Annotated in this window: 24 protein-coding genes; 6 read left to right on the forward strand and 18 right to left on the reverse strand. The window is 66.4% G+C overall.

Annotated elements, in window-relative coordinates:
* Positions 1–26: 26 nt before the first annotated feature.
* The 14 genes from OG439_RS40280 to OG439_RS40345 all read right to left on the reverse strand — a co-directional run bounded on the left by OG439_RS40280 (position 27) and on the right by OG439_RS40345 (position 8,470).
* Positions 27–1,397 (reverse strand): replication initiator, encoded by a 1,371-nt coding sequence (locus OG439_RS40280; protein WP_326945727.1) that lies wholly within the window; start codon positions 1,395–1,397, stop codon positions 27–29.
* Positions 1,398–1,493: 96 nt separating this feature from the next.
* Positions 1,494–2,315, reverse strand: coding sequence for a hypothetical protein (locus tag OG439_RS40285; RefSeq protein WP_326945728.1), 822 nt, complete (start codon positions 2,313–2,315; stop codon positions 1,494–1,496).
* Positions 2,316–2,357: 42 nt separating this feature from the next.
* Entirely contained in the window at positions 2,358–3,002 is a 645-nt protein-coding gene (locus OG439_RS40290) for a hypothetical protein (RefSeq protein WP_326945729.1), read from the reverse strand.
* Positions 3,003–3,030: 28 nt separating this feature from the next.
* Positions 3,031–3,693, reverse strand: a complete 663-nt coding sequence (locus OG439_RS40295; RefSeq protein WP_326945730.1) for a DNA methylase — start codon at positions 3,691–3,693, stop codon at positions 3,031–3,033.
* A 106-nt stretch (positions 3,694–3,799) separates the two neighbouring features.
* Complete coding sequence (locus OG439_RS40300; protein ID WP_326945731.1) at positions 3,800–4,018, reverse strand: hypothetical protein; 219 nt, start codon at positions 4,016–4,018, stop codon at positions 3,800–3,802.
* Complete coding sequence (locus tag OG439_RS40305; RefSeq protein ID WP_326945732.1) at positions 4,018–4,329, reverse strand: hypothetical protein; 312 nt, start codon at positions 4,327–4,329, stop codon at positions 4,018–4,020. Before OG439_RS40305 ends, OG439_RS40300 begins: the two co-directional genes overlap by 1 nt.
* A 5-nt stretch (positions 4,330–4,334) precedes the next feature.
* Positions 4,335–4,568 carry a hypothetical protein gene (locus OG439_RS40310; protein WP_326945733.1) on the reverse strand — a complete coding sequence of 78 codons (234 nt, stop codon included), beginning with the start codon at positions 4,566–4,568 and terminating at the stop codon, positions 4,335–4,337.
* Positions 4,565–4,984, reverse strand: coding sequence for a hypothetical protein (locus OG439_RS40315; RefSeq protein ID WP_326945734.1), 420 nt, complete (start codon positions 4,982–4,984; stop codon positions 4,565–4,567). The genes OG439_RS40310 and OG439_RS40315 overlap by 4 nt, the downstream gene beginning before the upstream one ends.
* 23 nt (positions 4,985–5,007) lie before the next feature.
* Positions 5,008–6,450 carry an FtsK/SpoIIIE domain-containing protein gene (locus OG439_RS40320; RefSeq protein WP_326945735.1) on the reverse strand — a complete coding sequence of 481 codons (1,443 nt, stop codon included), beginning with the start codon at positions 6,448–6,450 and terminating at the stop codon, positions 5,008–5,010.
* Between the two features lie 129 nt (positions 6,451–6,579).
* On the reverse strand, positions 6,580–6,795 hold the full coding sequence (locus OG439_RS40325) for a hypothetical protein (RefSeq protein ID WP_326945736.1): 216 nt from the start codon (positions 6,793–6,795) through the stop codon (positions 6,580–6,582).
* A 50-nt stretch (positions 6,796–6,845) separates the two neighbouring features.
* Positions 6,846–7,121, reverse strand: coding sequence for a hypothetical protein (locus OG439_RS40330; RefSeq protein WP_326945737.1), 276 nt, complete (start codon positions 7,119–7,121; stop codon positions 6,846–6,848).
* Entirely contained in the window at positions 7,121–7,519 is a 399-nt protein-coding gene (locus OG439_RS40335; RefSeq protein WP_326945738.1) for a hypothetical protein, read from the reverse strand. The genes OG439_RS40330 and OG439_RS40335 overlap by 1 nt, the downstream gene beginning before the upstream one ends.
* Positions 7,516–7,665: a hypothetical protein gene (locus OG439_RS40340; protein ID WP_326945739.1), complete on the reverse strand. Its 150-nt coding sequence runs from the start codon at positions 7,663–7,665 to the stop codon at positions 7,516–7,518. Before OG439_RS40340 ends, OG439_RS40335 begins: the two co-directional genes overlap by 4 nt.
* A gap of 463 nt (positions 7,666–8,128) precedes the next feature.
* Positions 8,129–8,470: a hypothetical protein gene (locus tag OG439_RS40345; protein ID WP_326945740.1), complete on the reverse strand. Its 342-nt coding sequence runs from the start codon at positions 8,468–8,470 to the stop codon at positions 8,129–8,131.
* Between the two features lie 140 nt (positions 8,471–8,610).
* On the opposite strand from OG439_RS40345, the gene OG439_RS40350 reads away from it, so the two are divergent.
* The 4 genes from OG439_RS40350 to OG439_RS40365 all read left to right on the forward strand — a co-directional run bounded on the left by OG439_RS40350 (position 8,611) and on the right by OG439_RS40365 (position 12,203).
* Complete coding sequence (locus OG439_RS40350) at positions 8,611–9,456, forward strand: GntR family transcriptional regulator (protein WP_326945741.1); 846 nt, start codon at positions 8,611–8,613, stop codon at positions 9,454–9,456.
* Complete coding sequence (locus tag OG439_RS40355) at positions 9,453–10,109, forward strand: HAD family hydrolase (RefSeq protein ID WP_326945742.1); 657 nt, start codon at positions 9,453–9,455, stop codon at positions 10,107–10,109. Before OG439_RS40350 ends, OG439_RS40355 begins: the two co-directional genes overlap by 4 nt.
* A gap of 783 nt (positions 10,110–10,892) precedes the next feature.
* Positions 10,893–11,552, forward strand: coding sequence for a Panacea domain-containing protein (locus OG439_RS40360; RefSeq protein WP_326945743.1), 660 nt, complete (start codon positions 10,893–10,895; stop codon positions 11,550–11,552).
* Between the two features lie 3 nt (positions 11,553–11,555).
* Positions 11,556–12,203 (forward strand): hypothetical protein, encoded by a 648-nt coding sequence (locus OG439_RS40365; protein ID WP_326945744.1) that lies wholly within the window; start codon positions 11,556–11,558, stop codon positions 12,201–12,203.
* A gap of 186 nt (positions 12,204–12,389) precedes the next feature.
* Here OG439_RS40365 and OG439_RS40370 read toward each other — a convergent pair whose 3' ends face one another.
* On the reverse strand, positions 12,390–12,638 hold the full coding sequence (locus OG439_RS40370; RefSeq protein ID WP_326945745.1) for a hypothetical protein: 249 nt from the start codon (positions 12,636–12,638) through the stop codon (positions 12,390–12,392).
* Between the two features lie 349 nt (positions 12,639–12,987).
* Here OG439_RS40370 and OG439_RS40375 point away from each other — a divergent pair, with 349 nt between their 5' ends.
* Together OG439_RS40375 and OG439_RS40380 are read left to right on the forward strand one after the other, a co-directional pair.
* Complete coding sequence (locus OG439_RS40375; RefSeq protein ID WP_326945746.1) at positions 12,988–13,944, forward strand: NaeI family type II restriction endonuclease; 957 nt, start codon at positions 12,988–12,990, stop codon at positions 13,942–13,944.
* 515 nt (positions 13,945–14,459) lie between these two features.
* Positions 14,460–14,948 carry a SixA phosphatase family protein gene (locus tag OG439_RS40380; RefSeq protein ID WP_326945747.1) on the forward strand — a complete coding sequence of 163 codons (489 nt, stop codon included), beginning with the start codon at positions 14,460–14,462 and terminating at the stop codon, positions 14,946–14,948.
* Here the strand turns inward: OG439_RS40380 and OG439_RS40385 are convergent.
* The 3 genes from OG439_RS40385 to OG439_RS40395 form a co-directional block, all read right to left on the reverse strand.
* Positions 14,945–15,649 (reverse strand): S1 family peptidase, encoded by a 705-nt coding sequence (locus tag OG439_RS40385; RefSeq protein WP_371827612.1) that lies wholly within the window; start codon positions 15,647–15,649, stop codon positions 14,945–14,947. The two genes, OG439_RS40380 and OG439_RS40385, sit on opposite strands and share 4 nt — an antisense overlap.
* 169 nt (positions 15,650–15,818) lie before the next feature.
* Positions 15,819–16,190 (reverse strand): hypothetical protein, encoded by a 372-nt coding sequence (locus OG439_RS40390; protein WP_247063877.1) that lies wholly within the window; start codon positions 16,188–16,190, stop codon positions 15,819–15,821.
* 22 nt (positions 16,191–16,212) lie between these two features.
* Positions 16,213–16,578 carry a hypothetical protein gene (locus tag OG439_RS40395; protein ID WP_247060099.1) on the reverse strand — a complete coding sequence of 122 codons (366 nt, stop codon included), beginning with the start codon at positions 16,576–16,578 and terminating at the stop codon, positions 16,213–16,215.
* Between the last annotated feature and the right edge of the window lie 30 nt (positions 16,579–16,608).

Consider the following 16,608-nt stretch of genomic DNA (forward strand, 5'->3'; position numbering starts at 1 on the left):
GAGCGGCGGGCCACGCCGGGTGAGGATCACCTGCCCGGCGCGGCCTGTTCCTTCAGCGCAACCAAGTTCTCCTTTCGCTGCTGGCGTTTTCCTTCGTAGATCGCTTCGGCGATCTCGCGTTCTTCGTGGTGGCGGTAGCCGTTGCCGGTGTAGGACCAGTCGTTGACCACCAGCACCGCGTCCGGGTGGGTGCCGGCGGCTTCGAGCGTCACGAGGTGCTGGTAGGCGCGGCGGTCGCCGCGGAGGGCGGTGAAGGTGACGGAGTAGCGCTGGGACTTGGTGAGGAAGTGGCCGCGGAACCCGAGCATGTGCGCCCACTTGCGCAGGAACGCCAGGTCCCCGGAGGCCCCGAGGTCCCAGGCGGCGGTGATCATGCGCCGGTGGTGCGGGTGGACGTCCAGCGCGGCGATGGCGCGTTCGGACCGGACCGGGCGGTCGGGGACCTCGCTGGTGCTGGTGCCCTTGGTGGCGTACTTGGCGATGTAGCCGGCGAGCGCGCGGTCGGAGATCTCCCCGCCGTCTTCGATGATCGCGGCGTGGGCGGGGCGGATGGGCCGGACGTCGACTTGTTCACCCCAGGTGAAGGCGTACTCGGTGGCGACCTTGTCGATCAGGTAGGTGCGGGTGACGCGGGTGTGCGCGGCGGCGGCCCGGACGGCGTGCTCCATCAGCCGGTTGTCCGCCCACGCGGGGGCAGGATCGTGGGCGCCTTCGGGGCCGTCCAGGCGGATGACGGCGTGGAAGTGGATGAGGCCGCGGCGCTGGTATTCGCCGACCTTGGCGTAGGAGAGACGGGCAAGGGCGGGGAAGTCCTTGGCGCGGTAGCCGGCGGCGGCGGCGATCTCGCGGCGCAGTCGGACGGTGAAGGCGTGCCACAGGTCCCCGGCGTGGCCCTGCCAGAGCACGGCACCGTTGTAGTCGTAGGTCTGCGGGTTCAGCGCGGTGCCGACTCGAGTATCGGCATCGTGGTGGTACTCCCCGCACGAGCACGGGATGCGGCGCCCGGTGCGGGTGGTCCGCCGCGAGTGGACGGGGCCGAAGCTCGGGGCGGTGAAGGTGACGAACAGCCGCGGCTTGTCCGCGACGTCCTCGGGGATGCTCTTGCCGCCGGTCATGCCGGCGCGGATGAGGTGGAAGGCGTCCGCGGCGTAGCGGTCGGAGCAGGCGGGACAGACGGATTCGCGGCGGTTGCCGCACGGGGCGTAGACGACCCCGGCGGTGCGGTCGAGGATCCGGCCGGTGGCGCGCTCGGTGACGGTCCGGTGTCCGGTGAGGTGGACGGGTTGCAGGCAGCCGCCGGTGGCTTCGGCGCGGGCTCGGATGGCGCGGATGTCGGGGCGGGCGAGGTGGGTGGTGATGCGGGTAGCCAGTGAGGACCCGTCGTGCTCGGTGATCATGCTGGCCTCTTTCGTGCGGGCACCACGAGGCTGGGCCACCCCGGTGGTCTGGGGTGGCCCGGCGAAGGTGCGTGAGGTGCGGAGGTGCAGGTCCGGTCAGGCGGTGACCGGGTGGTGGTTGACGGTGGCGTTCAGCTCGTCCACGAGGTTGGTGAGCATCGGGTCCGGGAGCGATACCCGGGCGGTGAGGTCGTCGGCGGTGACCGGGCGACCGGCTGCGTGGACGTCGGCGGTGGTGGCGGTGACGGTGTCGCGGATGCCGGCGGGGAGCTTCCCGAGCACCTTCCCGGGCGTGGTGACCGCGGTGACCGGGCGGGTGGGTCGGTCCGAGCTGGTGACGGCCGGCGGGGTGGCGGTGAGGGCGTGTTCACGGGCTCGGGTGCAGTGCTGCTGAATGATCGGCATGACTTCGGCGAGCAGGAACACCACGAGCGGGATGACGAGGTGGAAGAACACCATCCCGGTGGAGATCTTGCCGTCCGCGGGGGCGAGCCCGGCCCAGACGTTGGCCACGAGGGTGGCGCCCAGGAGAAGCCGTTTGAGGTGCTTGACGGGCTTGTCGGTGACGGTGATGCCGGCGGTGAGCATGGCGGCTTCCCAGCGGAGCAGGGTGACGAGGATGCCGGCGAGGGCGGGTTCGGCGAGCCAGGCTCCCCACCACAGCGGGTCGGAGGCAGGGAGCCGGCCGGCGAGGAAGTCGTGGACGCCGGTGGTGGTGAATCCGAGTCCGATGGCGAGGAACACCCACATGGTGCGGGTGATCGAGGTGCGGAAGCGGTCCGCGGTGACCGCCCCGAGCAGCGGGTCGGTGGCGAGCCGGTGGACGTCGTGGGCTTCGGCGAGCTGGGTGGTGAGGGTGCGGACCCGGCGTGAGACCGGGCGGCCGTCGTCGTCGCGCGGGGCGGGCTTGCGGGACACGTCAGGCACCTCCTTTCGGGTGTCGAGGGTCAAGCGGGCGGGTCAGTGCTCTCCGGTGCGGAAACGACGGGCGCTGCGGCGGAAAAGCTCCATGTAGAACTCCATCCACTTGGCGGCCTCGTCGGCGATGTCGGCGAGTTCGTCGTGCTGGAACCACTGCTCACCGTCGCGTTTGGCCTGCTCGCGCCGGTGCAGGTCGAAGTACTCGTTGACGAGCGGGCGGACGTTCTTGGTGAGTTCGCTGAAGTCCAGTTCGGTCACGTCCGGTCCTTTCGGGACAGCCGGGAGTTCGGCCGGGTCGATCATGATCACTTTGCTGGCGTCGGTGATCGCGTCGATGAGGTCGCCGAGCCCCAGTCGGCGCGGGCGGTCGGGCGGGAGCGGCGAGACCGGCAGGTGGTCCACGCCGAGCCGGGCGGCCTGTTCGGCGGCCCAGGCGTCCATTGCGGCCTCGTCGTCGCGGAAGTCCGGCGGGGTGGGGATCTGGTTGAGCTGGGGGTGCTGTTCGAGCAGCCACAGCCGGCATTCCGGCGCGATGGTCAGCGCGCACACCCCGGCGCCTGCGACCTGGTCGACGTCGCGGCCGACCATGTGCGCGAGGATCGTGCGGTACTGCAAGGCGTTCGAGGGCAGCCGGTGCGAGACGGCGAGGATCGAGTACAGGTCGAAGTCTTTGGCGTAGCTCATATGTCCTCCGTTCGAGGCGGCGGGGTGATCAGGCCGCGGCCGGCAGGGCTGGAGCGGCGGCGAGGCGGGCGAGCAGGGCGGTGCCGATGTGGCGGGTGTAGGCGGGCGGGATGGCTTCGGACAGCTCGTTGCGGGCCATCCAGTCGATGCCCATCGCGGCGCGGGCCTGGCGGACGCCGGAGAAGTTCCCGACGACGTGCATCCGATCCCCGGGCCGGGGCGGGCGGCCCATCTTCGTCAGCGGCTCCCGGTGCGCCGGTTCCGGCGGCGCGGTGACCGGGAAGCTGGTCTCGAACAGGCGGTGCCGGTAGACGTTGAGGCCGGGGAACATCGCCCCGCACAGGGTGATGGGCTGGTGCAGGGGAGCGCCTTCGACATTCTCGATCACCCACGGCCGTCCGGTGGCGACCAGGGCGGTGCGGGTGGGGACGATCATGTCGGGGTGGGTGCGGCGCTGGATGCGCTGGGCGAGGGTGAATGCCTGGCACGGTGGTGAGGCGTGGATGGCGTCGAACTCGGTGCCGTGGCGGGCGATGAAGTCGAGGGCGTCGGCCTGGTAGAAGGCGTAGGGGTAGTGGGGCTGGGGTTCGATGTCCACGCCGATGACGTCGAAGCCGGCGTCGTGGTAGCCCTTCGCGGCGCCACCGGCCTTGCAGAACAGGTCCAGCAGCAGCGGGCGGTATGCGGGCACGGCTGTCTCTCCTTCTGGATCGGGGGTGTGGACACGCGGGGCGCGTGTGGCACGGCGGAGATCTCGGACGGCGCAGCGCCACGAGGACTCCACTCATGCCGGAGGGCTACTTGGTGATGGACAGGTCGAACGCCTCGCGCGCCACCCGTCGCAGTTCAGTCGCCTCTTCCTCGTGGATGCGGGCCATCTCGTCGGCCGCGTCGGCGAGCCGCATCAGCGCCTCGCGGTTGCGGCCACCTTCCGGGTTGATCACCGATCGGTTCGCGGCCTCGAACTCGTCCAGGAGTCGGGTGAGCTTGGCCAGGCTGGACTTGTGATCACGCATTACGAGGCTCCTTCGGGGGCGGTTTGGATGTAGCGGGCGTGAGCGTCGAGGGCAGCGGCCAGGTAGCGGGCGAACGCGGGCGGCAGGGAGATCTCCCAGACCTGGGGGCCGCGGCCGGCGACGGTGCGGGTGACCCGCAACAGCACGTCGGTGGCGGTGCCGGACACCGCGGTGTTGTCCACGGTGGCCCGGCAGAACCGCACTCCGTCCAGCGACCTGAGCGGGTAGATCGCGAGACCGTCTTCCAGCGTGGAGACCGCGCGGTGCCAGGTGTCGGCATCGGCGGGCGGGATCGGCGTGGGAGTGTCCATGGTGGTCACTCGTCGCTGGTGTAGCGGATGTACTGGTAGGAGTAGCCGCCGTCACCGCGGCGGAACGCGGTCCACTCGCGCCACAGGGCGACCGTCAAGCCGAAGTAGGTCAGGGCGATGGCGCCGGCGGCGATGCCGTGCCACAGGGATGCGATCGGGACTACGGCCTGGATGACGAACGCCAGCACGGCGAGGCCGGTGATCTTGAGCCAGGTGGCGAGGAACTTGAGCGTGATCATTTCGTCTGTCCTTTGCGGAGTTCGAGGGCGAGCCGGTACAGCTCGTCCGGGGTGACGGATTCGCGGGCGCCGACGGCGAGGGCGACGTGCCGGCGGGCGACCCGGTAGGCGATGGAGCTGTAGACGACGAAGGAGACTCCGCACGGGCCGCGGCCGGTGAGCGTGATGTGGAGGTCTCCGCCGGGGGTGTGCCACCAGTCGCCGGTGACGCCGGTGAGTCGGTGTGCCCACACGAGCAGCGCCCCGAGGACGGTGACCGGGTTGGTCCGGCTGACGTCCGGCTGGATGTCGACTCGGTGGGAACCGAGGTCGAGCGAGAGGTACGTGGGCTCGGGTGCGGGGGTGTCGCGGACGTAGGTGACGGCGATCGCGGCGAGCTTGGCCACCCCGGTCACCGGAACGAGCGCAGCAGTCATGATCAGGTCCTTTCGGGACGGGTTCAGGCGGAGACGGCGTAGAGGGCAGGCCCGTCGTCGTCGGAGTGGGGGGTGCACAGGCGGACGAGTTCGTCGATGTCCTCGTCGTCGCTGTAGCCGGCGCGGACCCGGATCGGCTGGCGGGACTTCTCCGAGGTGCGGTAGCCGATGCCCTCGCACCCGGTCTCAGGGATCTCGTCGGCGAGCCCGCCACGTTCGCGGGCACCCTCGCCCAGGACGCCGTCCACGAAGTAGGACGAGCCGATGCGCAGGCAGATCCGGCGGGTGAACAGGTCCCGCACGGGCACGATGTCCTTGGTGGGTTCCTGGACGTAGGCGATGACCGAGAACCCGCACGCCCGTCCCTGGGTGAGGATCTCGGCAAGAACCTTGTTGACGGCGGTGATGGTGGCGCGGCGGCCTCCGAGGGCGGTAAGCATCGCGAGTTCGTCGATCATCAGGATTTCGAACGGCGTCTCGATCGAGGCGGTGAACTTGCGCTTGCCCTCACTGCGCAGCAGTTCCTGCCGGTCCTTCATCGCGTCGCGGAACTCGTAGAGCAGCCCGAGCGTCGCGTCGATGTCCTCGGCACCGTCGCCGTCCACGTCGTACTCGACCTCGTCGTCGGCGGAGGTGGCGTAGCGGTGGAACAGCGGGCGGCCGCGTTCGGTCTCCATGCCGCCCTTCGGGTCGATCGCCGACACCCGCACCACACCGTCCCGGATCGCCGGTCCCATCGCCCGCAACGGGTTCCACAGCAGCGACCCCTTGCCCGAGCCGGTACCGCCGGCGATGAGCCAGTGCTGACCGAGCAGCGGTTCGGTCCAGACCTGCCCGTACTCGGTGTCCCCAAGTTCGATCGCGGTCAGGTCGACCTCGTCAACGTCGCCAGGGATGTCCGCGGGCGGGATGACGTCGTCGAACGGGTTGCCGTGCACCAGCGTGACGGTCAGGACGCGGGGCTTGGCCTGTTCGATCGCGATCACATCGGCCCCGAGGGCGGAGGCGAGTTCCTCCTGCGCGTTGCGGAAGGTGGTCAGGGACTGGCCCTTGCGGATCACCACCCGCAGGACATCGATCGACGGGGTGGGCGAGGACACCTTCGCCAGGCGCGGCACGAGCAGTTCGCCGGTGCGGCGGTGCTGGACCGTCAGGCCGCAGTGATCCAGCGAGTCGCACCAGGAACGGCCGATGTAGCGCGTCCAGCGGCGGCGGAACGCCCGCATCCGCGGCGAGGCCACGCGGGTGAAGGAGTCCGGGTGAGCGCGGTACCAACCGGCCCCGGCGGCAAGCAGTCCGCCGGCGATGCCGCCGGTGGTGAGCGGTCCCAGCTCAATCAGGCTCGTGCCGATGCTGGCGGGGGTGGCGAGAACGCCGGGGTGGCGGGCCAGCCACAGCGCGATCTTCTTCTCGGTCCGGGTCTTGTGAGTGCCCGGGCGGGTGGTCAGGTTGTTCTTGCGTGCCATGAGGGTGTCTCCCCGGTCAGCGGACGCCGGGGCCGTGACCCTCACGCGCTTCTGGACGGCGGGGGTCACGGCCCAACAACGTCCAGGTGCGGTATCACTCGGTGTTCAGGTGGAGGGTGGTTCTGCCGGTCAGGGGCGGCGAGCTTTCGGGCCGCGGCGGTCGGTGTTGAACAGCGGCTTCGCGGCCTCCACGGTGGTGACCACGATGGCGACCTTGCGGGCAGCTTCGGTGTGCTGCTTGCCGAAGCCGGCGAGCCGGTTGGGCAGGGCCCTCATGGTGTCGCGCAGTCTCGTCATGGCCTTGTCCAGCTCGTTGAGCTTGGTGTCGATCTGGTGGTTGCTCACGGGTTTCTCCTCCGGGCGTTCGGCGGCAGGGGGCGGACGGAACGGGGGGGTCAGGGGCGCCAGCCGCGGGCGATCAGCTCGTCCTTGCGCTTGCCGGCCGCGGTGCGCAGGTCGTCCAGCGCGCCGGAGGCGGTGGTGACGGCGGACTTGACCTCGGACTTGCTCGGGACCTGCCAGCCCTCGAACCGCTCGTGGGACTTGCCGCCCTCGTTCAGGCTGCGGGCCAGCTTGCTGATCTCGTCGAACTTCACGCGGACCTGGTCGAGCGCGTACTCGAACTCCGCGAACTTGGCCTTGTTGAAGTTGTTGATCGTCTGGGAGGTCATCAGCTCACCTTTCGTTGCTGGCTGGCGGTGATCGGGTGGGCGGCCAGTGACCGCCACTTGCGGGCTTTTTCTTTGGTGGCGCGGGGCACGAGGACCGAGTTGCCGGGGCCGGTGTGCCCGTAGCAGGTGTAGGTGTGGGTTCCTCCTTTCGTCAGCCACTTCGAGTCGAGCAGCTGGTGGACGGCGTCGGTCTCGTCGGCGGAGGCGGTCTCGATCGTGGCGTTGGCGACGATCCGGTAGACCCGTTCCGCCGGTCCGACCAGCGCGTATCCGCTGTTTTCGGCAATGTGGAGCACCTTTTCGATCAGGTTCATGTCGTTCACCGGCGGCCGGCCGGTCGGGACGTGGCGGGCGCTGGTCAGCTCGTTGCCGAACAGGTCCAGCGGTTCCGCGGTCATCGCGCCCCCCGCGGTGCCCGGGTCTTGAGCAGTGCGATCAGGCCCAGCACGAGTGCGAGCGCGCCGGCGGCGGGGGCGGCGAGGGCGAGGCAGCCCACGAGGGTCAGCCACAGCGGGTAGAAGGTCAGGTTTGCGGTGTTCGACATTCGCGGTACCTCACATTTGCCATTGGCGACCGCAGACGGTGCAGGTCGCGATTCGAGTGGGGGAGAGCCAGAAACTTGCCGAGCAGACGTGGTTGGTTTCAGGAACCCCGCTTCGGGCCGTGCGGGTCGAACGAGGACAGGCCCGAAATGCGGACGGCGTTCGTCATGATCACTCCATGGGTCGGGGCGGATCTCGTCCGCCGGTGAGGGTGTTTGTGCAGGTCACTCGGACAGGTGCAGCCACGGCCAGGCGCTGAGCTGGGCCGCGTAGAACTCGTCGTCGTCCATGACTTGTGCTCCGAATCGTCTGTACGGATATGCCCGGCGACTTCCGGCGAAATGGGGCCGGAAATCACCGTCGCGTAGCCGTGGCAGGCGTGATTTGGGCATAGTTGGGCTCACTATGAAATTCTCAAACAACAAGGAATTGCGTGCCCGAATGGGCGAAAGCGGTGGGCAGTGGTCAGGCGGCGAGCGGCTTCATGCCGGCGGCGCCCCAGGCGACACCCGAGACGGTCTCGCCGCGGTCGTTCTTGAACGAGTAGGGCGTCACCCGCGGGTCGATCAGCTCGACCCGGGTCATGTCGTCTTCGGAGAAGCCCTCGCCGGGGTCGGAGTCCAGCGTCACGCGGATCTCCTCGCCCTTCTGGCCCTTGGCCTTCACCATCAGCGCGACCGTGTACTTCGTGACGCCGTCCCGGTCGGTGACGACGGTCTCGACGCCGTTCTCCTTGCGGGTCTTCATCTCGGGGTCCTCCGAGACGGTGAGGCGGTAGCCGGAGAGGTTCACCGGGATGTTCTTCATGTCGACCTCCTGGTCGTCGGGGCTTTTAAAGCGGTCTAGCTTGGCTAGCCATGACCAAAGTAGCCCAGCATGGCTAGCCAAGTCAAGACACGTGTCTAGGCTGGCTAGAAATCTTGGACAAGTACCTCTAACCTGCACGTATGGATGCACTCGACCCCGACGATCCGCGCCCGCCGTACCAGCAAGTCGCGAACAGCCTTCGAGCCTCGATCTTGACACGCAAGTTTGCTGCAGGGGAGAAGCTGCCCTCGGGGCCAGAGCTGTCGAAGTACTTCGGCGTTGCCCGTATGACGGTCCAGCAGGCGATCCGCATCCTCCGGGACGAAGGGCTAGTCGTCTCGCGTCAGGGCAGCGGCGTCTACGTCCGTGAGCGCACCGAGCGCCCGGTTGGCCTCAGGCCACATCTCGAACGCGCCTTCGAGGAGCCCCATGTGTCCGTCGACTTCGCGGGGTTCTCGGGTGAGACGCTGCACGGTGCTATCTCCGAGCCACTTGACAAGATCCGCGCCGGGCGACTGCGGCCGGAGTCTCTCGCCGTTCGGTTACTCGTTCCGAATCCAGACGTGCCGTGGTCCCTGCCGGCGACCGTCAACGGGTTGGAGGACAGCCCAGCCTTTCGGAAGCGCGCTCGGGGCATCATGCAGCGCCACACGGAGGCGATCGTGGAGGCGGTCAACGAGCTGGGTGAACTCGGACTCGTCGCTGAAGCGCGGGCAGAGATTCGGACCTGCCCCACGGTCCCGCTCTTCAAGCTCTACCTGATCAACGATGCCGAAGCCTTCTTCGGGTACTACCCAGTACAGGAGCACACGGTCACGCTGGATGGCGCGCCCACTCCGATCTGGGACCTCATGGGCAAGGACACAATCTTGTTCCACCACAGCGCCGATGCTGATGACGACACGCTCGCGTCGCAGTACGTCAACCAGTCGCGGATGTGGTTCAACAGCATCTGGACCACCGTTGCAGGCGAGCCAACTCGGTGACTCCGAGGGAGATCGTTCGAGCCGCCCGTCATATTCTCCTCGACTTTGACGGGCCGGTCTGTGCTGTCTTTAGCGGCATCTCCGATCGCCAGGCGGCCGATGCTCTTCGCGCCGAATTGACCTCCGCGGGCGTCGCGTACCCGGAATCTGTTGCGCGGACCCGCGACCCCTTCGAAGTCCTGGAGTTCGCCGTACGGGTGGATCAACAGGTGGGCACATTGGTCGAGCAGAGCTTCCGGGTCAGCGAATCGAGCGCGGTGCGAGTAGCCCTGGCGACGGACGGGACACCCGACCTACTTCGGCGAGCAGCCGAGAACGACCAGCTCGTGACGATCGTGAGCAACAACAGCTCCACGGCCGTTCGGCAGTACCTTGAGCTCGCGGGGTTGACGTCGTTCGTTCGAGGGATCGCAGCCCGGAGTGACGCGGTGATCGAGCACTTGAAGCCGTCGCCGTTCCTGCTGCGACAAGCGATGGCGGAGACCGGTACAAGCCCAGGGGACTGCGTCATGATCGGCGACTCTGTGACGGATATCGAGGCGGCGCAGGCCGCCGGCACAAAGGTGATCGCGTACGCGAACAAGCCCGGGAAGCGGCAGCGGTTCGAGGAACTCTCGCCGGACGGAGTAGTGGAGAGTCTGGTCGATCTCTGAGCGGCCAGGCACGCCGTGTTCAGAGTTTCCTTACTTGTTCAAGGCGGCCCCTCCGGGGCCGCTGAGCACGGTGCTTGCCCGCGGGCAAGCACCGCCGGGGCGTGCGGGCTGGCGCCCGGTCCCCGGCGGTCGCCCGCGGAAAAGCAACTCAGCGACCACCCACCGGCGGGGCCACGAACGTCACGCCGAACCAGAGATGTCCTCGCCGGACGGGCAGGTCTCCGAGATGGCGGCAGTGCACGGGTGTTGCGTTCGTGGTGGCCTGTCGCCATCTCGTCGACCTCCCAGGGGCTATCACGCTGCGTCAAGGGGGCAGAATGTGCGCCTGCTGACTACCGCACAGGGGCCCCCTTGACGCAGCGTGATCGGGGCTTCGCCAGGTCGACGAGATGGCGAAGAGGCCACCCACTTGCAGTCAGAGTTGTAAGACTCTAGCGCCTGTCGAACGTATGTTCTAAGCTTATTGAGTTCAGGTCAGCCGCCACTTTGAGGGGCTGCAGGCGGCGAGGTAGTCCCTAGGGCGCATGAGGGAGGCTTGAAGTTCGGCAGTCGCCCCTCGGCGATATCACTTTCCGTGTTCAGTGTGACGATGAGCAGGCAGTTCTTCAGTGTGATTGGTCACTTAAGGTGACATCGTGCTGAGGTGTTACAGGACAGTGCTCCGCTACCGATGTAGACTGCAGTGAACGGCTTACCAGGTCCTGTTCACTCTCGAAGACGCAACTCTGGGGGTGACCGCCGGTGGTCAAGTGGGCTTCAACTGGGTGTCTGGAGGTGGGCGGGTTGCTGGAAGCGAACGACGTTGCATCGGTCGTCTTGGCTCGTTCTGGCACCTGGATGGACGCCATGCGTCTGCAGAAGCTTCTGTACTACGTCCAGGCGTGGCATCTTGCTGTGACCGATGAGCCGCTCTTCGCTGAGCAAATCAAGGCCTGGAAAGACGGGCCCGTGGTACCTCAGGTGTGGCATGAACGTAAGGATCAAGCCACAAGAAGTGCCGACGTCCAAAGCGTCGAAGACATTGAATTGGACGAGACGACGTCCAACCTCATTGACCTTGTGCTTGCCAGTTATGGCTCGATGTCAGGTGAGGAACTGAGCGCCCTGACTCATGTCGAGCAGCCCTGGCTTGAAGCGCGCGGTGACTTGCCTGAGAACGCGGAATGTCGGGATCCAATTAGCGCTGAAACCATGGCTCGGTTCTACAGGGCTAACCGCAAGCTTGGCGGTCGAACGGCTTCTGACCTCGCTGCTGCAGGCATCTACGTTCGAGCTCACCGGACCGACGGCGGTCCGATTGATGTGGACTCGCTACTAGCAGCCATACCGGAGGACGACGATCTCGGCGACGACTGCTGGGGTGGAGCCAGTCTGGACCCCGGGGATCAATACAGATCTGCCGGCATCGTTGCCGATCGCCGCAGAGCCTACGCGGAACAGTGATAGATGGCTGCGGGCGAGAGCGATGCGCAACGACACCTCGTCGTGTTCGATTGCAACATCTATCTGGACGTTGCACGTTTGCTGGTGGCACCCTTCTCTTGGGATAACTTCGACCAAGAGGTGGCTAGGCTAGCAAAGGTAAAGGTTCCGCATCCTACCGATAAATCTTATGATTCGTTGCGGGCGATCGCCACGTGTACTTCGGGTCTCTTCGTCGGGAGTGAAACTCTCGAAGTATGGACGAATGCTCATATCGACCGAATGGTTCGCGGTAAGGCGGAAGAAGCGACCACTCCCGATGATGCGGGGTATTGCGGGCTTGGATGGGATCCTGAAGACGCGGACGCTCTTGTGGACGATCTTGTCTGGGGTGTCGTTGAATCGTCAAATGGTGGAACCCTTGGAAAGCACTACCCTCATGGCCATCCGCCTCTTGATTATGAAGACGGAATGGTGTTCGGGGCGTGTCGAGCGTTGGCGAGCGAAGATCCACTTGCTCGCATATATTGCGTGACTCGCGACAATGGCTTTATTGCCGCTTACGAGGCGGGTCGTCTTGGAGACGTTGCCTACGTGATGAGGCCCTCTCGGTTTGTGGCCTTTATGCGGCAGGCGCGGGCGCAGTATGCAATGCAAAAGATGAAGCCGTAACTCGTTTGTAGTTGATCACTCTTTCCGGGGTGGCTGCGATCGCGGCTTTCGCGTGATCCCGCTGATTCGCAGGCGGTCGGCGGTGGGTGGCAGCGGCGGGGTTGGACGTTGGGACTGCTGGCCAATCGCATTGGCCATCATCGACAGCGCGTGATCGAGGTGGTCGGGAGTGTTGTGCCGACTTCGTTAGGTGTGCGACGCCACCTTCCCGGAGCAGTCACGGCAACGGTGACCGAAGGAGAAGGTCTCGAAGATCAGGTCCGGGAACAGGTGCAGGGAGTCGGCAGGGACGCCGCAGAGCGTCACGTCGTCACCTGACGCAAGCGCGTGAGAGACGCCGGCCGGTGCTCGGTGGGTGTTCCGAATCGTCTTGACTGCGCGGGTGCCGTTGCTGCGCGTCTCTCCGGTCAGTTCAGAAGCTACGGTGTGACTCATGTCACTCAGTCTAGATGCCTTCTAGGTGTCCGACGTGTACGGCAACCGACCTGTTTGTGTTCGGCGCTGCTTGATCGCCAAGGGCCGCCTGGGCACGGTCTAAGCGGTGTCAACTTGCCAGTCTTTTGCCAGGAATCGATGCTCGTTGACGATCAGCTATGCCCCTGCATGGCCATGGCCTGACTGATGGTTGCGCAGGTCATGCCCTATCTTGATCAGGGTTGCTTGACAACGCCAGTCGTCGACTCCGGACCAGAAGGACCCGAGCTCGGTACGGCCAGCGAACGGAAAAGTCGGCAGGGGCGCCGTGGAAGGTGAGTCACATAGCTCAGCCGGCTATGAAGACCTCATGGTCGAGTCACTCCCCGGTCCAGGCGATCTCTGTCAGCCCGATGCACGCAAGGCGGGCACCCCTCCGAGTCACGAAATCAAGCCTTTTGCGGAAGATGATGACCTGAGGGCGGTGTATGGCTGGCTGCGGTTCCAGCCGATCGACAGGTTGCTCCGAGACGCCGTGGACGACGCCATCCGTTACGTGTTGGACGGCCCTCGCACCTTCCGCTTCGACCTGATGAGCGCCGAAGTCGACCGCGACGAGCGATCGTCGGTTGGCACGAAGCTCCAGTACCACGTGATCCAGCGTCTGGAGCTGCTGAAAGAGCCGCCCCTCGATACGAAGATCTCGGACATTCCGGTCGAAATCAAAGGCACGGTCAGAGGCACTTGGATGATCCCAAGCGAGGGGCAGTGCGAGATCACGCTCATGATCCAGATCAACGCGGCGAAGCATAGCTTCCGGGCGCTGCTCATGCGTACGCATCGCGCATGGCTTACCGGCGGAAAAGGGAATCGCGACCTGAAACGTTCACCGCGCGCGCCGGCCGTTACTGCGTATGCGCTTGAAGTAGTGCCATGGACGGACTTGCCACCAGAGCCTTTGCGTAAGCTGACAGACGCGCAACTTCGCGTGGTTTTTAGCCGGACTGCTGGTTTAGAAAAACGCATGGCGGCCCTGTTTGGGTATCTGCCTGAGATAGTGATTCCGCGGGCCACAATCGATACTGTGGGAGCTACCCTCCGTGATCCGGCCAGGAGGGCCCGGGCGGCCAAGTCGGCCGTTCTCGAGGAGCACGACCTGGTTGTCCTCGTCGGAACGTGGAGTCCAGACCGCGCGGCTGCGGCCAAGTTCGAGCACGACATCACCGACGAAGGTTGGGTTGCGATCCCCCGGTGGAAGCTCGCTAAACTCGGCTATAGCCCAGACGACTTCGGGCCAAAGCCAAGTCGTTCGAAGGGGCAAAGTTGATCGAGTGTCAGCTCAGCTCCGAGGATCAAGATCATCAGCCCGGTTTACTCCCGGAATTCAGTGATCAACAATGGCAGACGTGGATGGGTCAAGCCAGTCCGATCAAGTAAAGATCTGCAGGTGATGGGTAATATCGACTAGTGTTCGCAAGCGACGCTATCCGCTGACGGCTGAACCGTAGGTTCTGGGTTCGAGCCCCAGGCGGCCCACTCGAGTTCGCTGGTCGGCGGCTATCCCGTCGCCGGCGGGCACGGTTGCGTGGGAGGCTTCGCGCGTGGACCGGAACCGATTGGTGGCCGACTGGCCTGATCAGCTGACTTCGCGGCAGCGCGGGTGGATTCTCGCCACCGCGATCGTGACCACGGCCGGGACCGTCATGTTCCTCGCCCTCGGCCTGCTCACCAGCGCGTGGACTTCATGGCTGTGGGCCGGGTTGCTCAGCGTCTCCGCCGTCCGTCACTGGTGTCTCTACGCGAGCCGTCGAGCGCGGCCGGTGCCTGTGGGAGGGGCGTGACGTGGATCAGACCCGGTTGCTTCTCGTCCTCCGGCACGCCAAGTCGGCCTGGCCGGAAGGCGTTGACGACCACGAACGTCCTCTCGGGCCGCGGGGGCTCAAGGACGCTCCCAAGGCCGGACGCTGGCTGAGAGAACACGGCTACCTGCCCGAGCGCGTCCGCTGCTCCACCGCCCGCCGGGCGCGTGAGACCTGGCAGCTCGTCTCCGGGGAGTTCGAACAGCAGCCGCCGGTCGAGTACGACGATGAGCTCTACGGCGGTGACTACCTGGACATCGCGCGTCGAACACCCGACGACGTCACCAGGCTTGCCCTCGTCGGGCACGAGCCCAGTGTCAGCGAAGTGACTTTCCAGCTCGCCGGAAGAACTGCGGTCGACGCGTTCCCGACCGGTGCCGTCGCGGTATTCGAAGTCGCGGAAAGCTGGGCCCGGCTCGACCGGGCCCAGCTGACCGCATTCTTCCGGCCGCGGGATTTGCCGGGAAACTAAACTCCGGCCACCTGGGAAATCCAGCTGCGGTAACGCGTGATGTTCGTGTACGCCGTGTTGTTCGACCTGTCACTGGTCGAGGCGACGCCGACCTGACGGCCCGAGGCGAACATCGGACCGCCCGAATCGCCGCCTGCCGTGATTCCGTTGACGCGGTTGGCGCACACCGCCACGCCGCCCGTGTAGTCGCTGCAGCCGATGGAGTTCACCCGGACCGTCGCGACCTTCAGGTATCGCGACTGGCAGTTGATCTCGGAGCCGCACTGGCTCGTCGCGCCCCAGCCGTAGACCGAGACGTTCTGGCCGACCGAGACGTCGCCGACGTTGCCCAGCGGCGAGTACGTTGCGCTCACCGACGTCGTCAGGCGGACGATCGCCAGGTCGGCGACGCCGTTGTAGCGGGTGATCGTCGACCCGGTGGCCGTCGTGCCGCCGCTGGACTGGTCCAGGCTGCCGATCCGGAACGTGTACGTGCCGGCGCTGCTGACGCAGTGCTTCGCCGTCAGGATGTACTGCGGCGCGATGATCGTCGCGGTGCAGTTCTGCTGGCCGTTCACGAACAGCCGCGCCGCCCAGGGGCCGCTCGACGCGTTGCTGCCGCCGATGATCGACGTCTGGGCCGTCGCGGGGCCGGCGAGACCGACCACCGCCAATGCCGTACTGGCGGCGAGCAGGACCAATTTGCCGAAGCGTACTTTCACGCTCACTCCTCATGGGTGCGGGAGACCCGCACGGAAAGGCCGGTGGGGACCGAACGTGAGGATTGTCCGATTGTTCGGGTAATTTCCGGAACCGACGAAAGTCGTCCGGCGAACCCTCATTTATTTCCGGGAGGAGGGCTACCTATTGTTCCCGTGCTCGACCGCGTCGTCAGGCCGTGACGCGCGTCGGCGCCGTCTTGCGCAGCCAGTACAGGCCGATGACCGGCAGGACCAGCGGGATGAAGAGGTAACCCTCGCCGTAAACCGACCAGACGGTCGGGTGCCGGAACGCGGCCGCGTCGACGATGCTCAGCGTGCCGATGGTCAGGACGCCCAGCAGTTCGATCGAGCAGGCCGTCAGGGCCACGCGCCACCAGCCGTCACCGCGGCGGGCCAGGGCGATCGTCGCGACGATGTAGACGACCGCGGCGAACGCCGAGAGGATGTACGCGAGCGGCGCTTCGTGGAACTTCGTGCTGATCTGGACGCCCGCTCGCGACGTCGCCGCCAGCGCGAAGATCGCGTACACGGCGACGAGCACCCGTCCGGGGCCGGTGGCCGTCCTACGCTGTTGCTCCACTCCACACCTCGTTCAGTCGCAGCACCATCACCGGGATGGCCAGGCAGGCGATGCCGAGCACGACCGTGCTCGACCGGCTCCGCTCGGCCAGTGCCCAGGCGGCGCCGGCGGGCAGCACGACCAGGCAGCCGATCAGGTAGGCGAGGAACGTCGCCAGGCTGCCGGGGCGCTCACCGCCGGCGAGCAGCACGATCCCGATCACCAGCTGGACGACCAGCAGCACCTCGATGACCGCGAGCGCGATCAGGAGCGCGTTGTCCGGCTCCCGGTTGCGGGCCGACTGGACGAAGCTCCAGAGCGCGACGAGCGTGGCCGCCACGGCGACCGTCACGGCGAATCCGAAGATCACCAGTTCCTCCTTCCGGTCCGCGGGCGTCAA

It is taken from the genome of Amycolatopsis sp. NBC_01307 (assembly GCF_035975215.1).
Taxonomy (GTDB): Bacteria; Actinomycetota; Actinomycetes; order Mycobacteriales; family Pseudonocardiaceae; genus Amycolatopsis.

Coding starts and splice junctions, on each gene's coding strand:
- OG439_RS40345 (WP_326945740.1), bottom strand. CDS start 8,470: ATGAAGAACATCCCGGTGAACCTCTCCGGCTACCGCCTCACCGTCTCG.
- OG439_RS40290 (WP_326945729.1), bottom strand. CDS start 3,002: ATGAGCTACGCCAAAGACTTCGACCTGTACTCGATCCTCGCCGTCTCG.
- OG439_RS40330 (WP_326945737.1), bottom strand. CDS start 7,121: ATGACCTCCCAGACGATCAACAACTTCAACAAGGCCAAGTTCGCGGAG.
- OG439_RS40280 (WP_326945727.1), bottom strand. CDS start 1,397: ATGATCACCGAGCACGACGGGTCCTCACTGGCTACCCGCATCACCACC.
- OG439_RS40315 (WP_326945734.1), bottom strand. CDS start 4,984: ATGACTGCTGCGCTCGTTCCGGTGACCGGGGTGGCCAAGCTCGCCGCG.
- OG439_RS40375 (WP_326945746.1), top strand. CDS start 12,988: ATGGTCGAGTCACTCCCCGGTCCAGGCGATCTCTGTCAGCCCGATGCA.
- OG439_RS40370 (WP_326945745.1), bottom strand. CDS start 12,638: ATGAGTCACACCGTAGCTTCTGAACTGACCGGAGAGACGCGCAGCAAC.
- OG439_RS40305 (WP_326945732.1), bottom strand. CDS start 4,329: ATGGACACTCCCACGCCGATCCCGCCCGCCGATGCCGACACCTGGCAC.
- OG439_RS40365 (WP_326945744.1), top strand. CDS start 11,556: ATGGCTGCGGGCGAGAGCGATGCGCAACGACACCTCGTCGTGTTCGAT.
- OG439_RS40320 (WP_326945735.1), bottom strand. CDS start 6,450: ATGGCACGCAAGAACAACCTGACCACCCGCCCGGGCACTCACAAGACC.
- OG439_RS40335 (WP_326945738.1), bottom strand. CDS start 7,519: ATGACCGCGGAACCGCTGGACCTGTTCGGCAACGAGCTGACCAGCGCC.
- OG439_RS40350 (WP_326945741.1), top strand. CDS start 8,611: ATGGATGCACTCGACCCCGACGATCCGCGCCCGCCGTACCAGCAAGTC.
- OG439_RS40310 (WP_326945733.1), bottom strand. CDS start 4,568: ATGATCACGCTCAAGTTCCTCGCCACCTGGCTCAAGATCACCGGCCTC.
- OG439_RS40340 (WP_326945739.1), bottom strand. CDS start 7,665: ATGTCGAACACCGCAAACCTGACCTTCTACCCGCTGTGGCTGACCCTC.
- OG439_RS40300 (WP_326945731.1), bottom strand. CDS start 4,018: ATGCGTGATCACAAGTCCAGCCTGGCCAAGCTCACCCGACTCCTGGAC.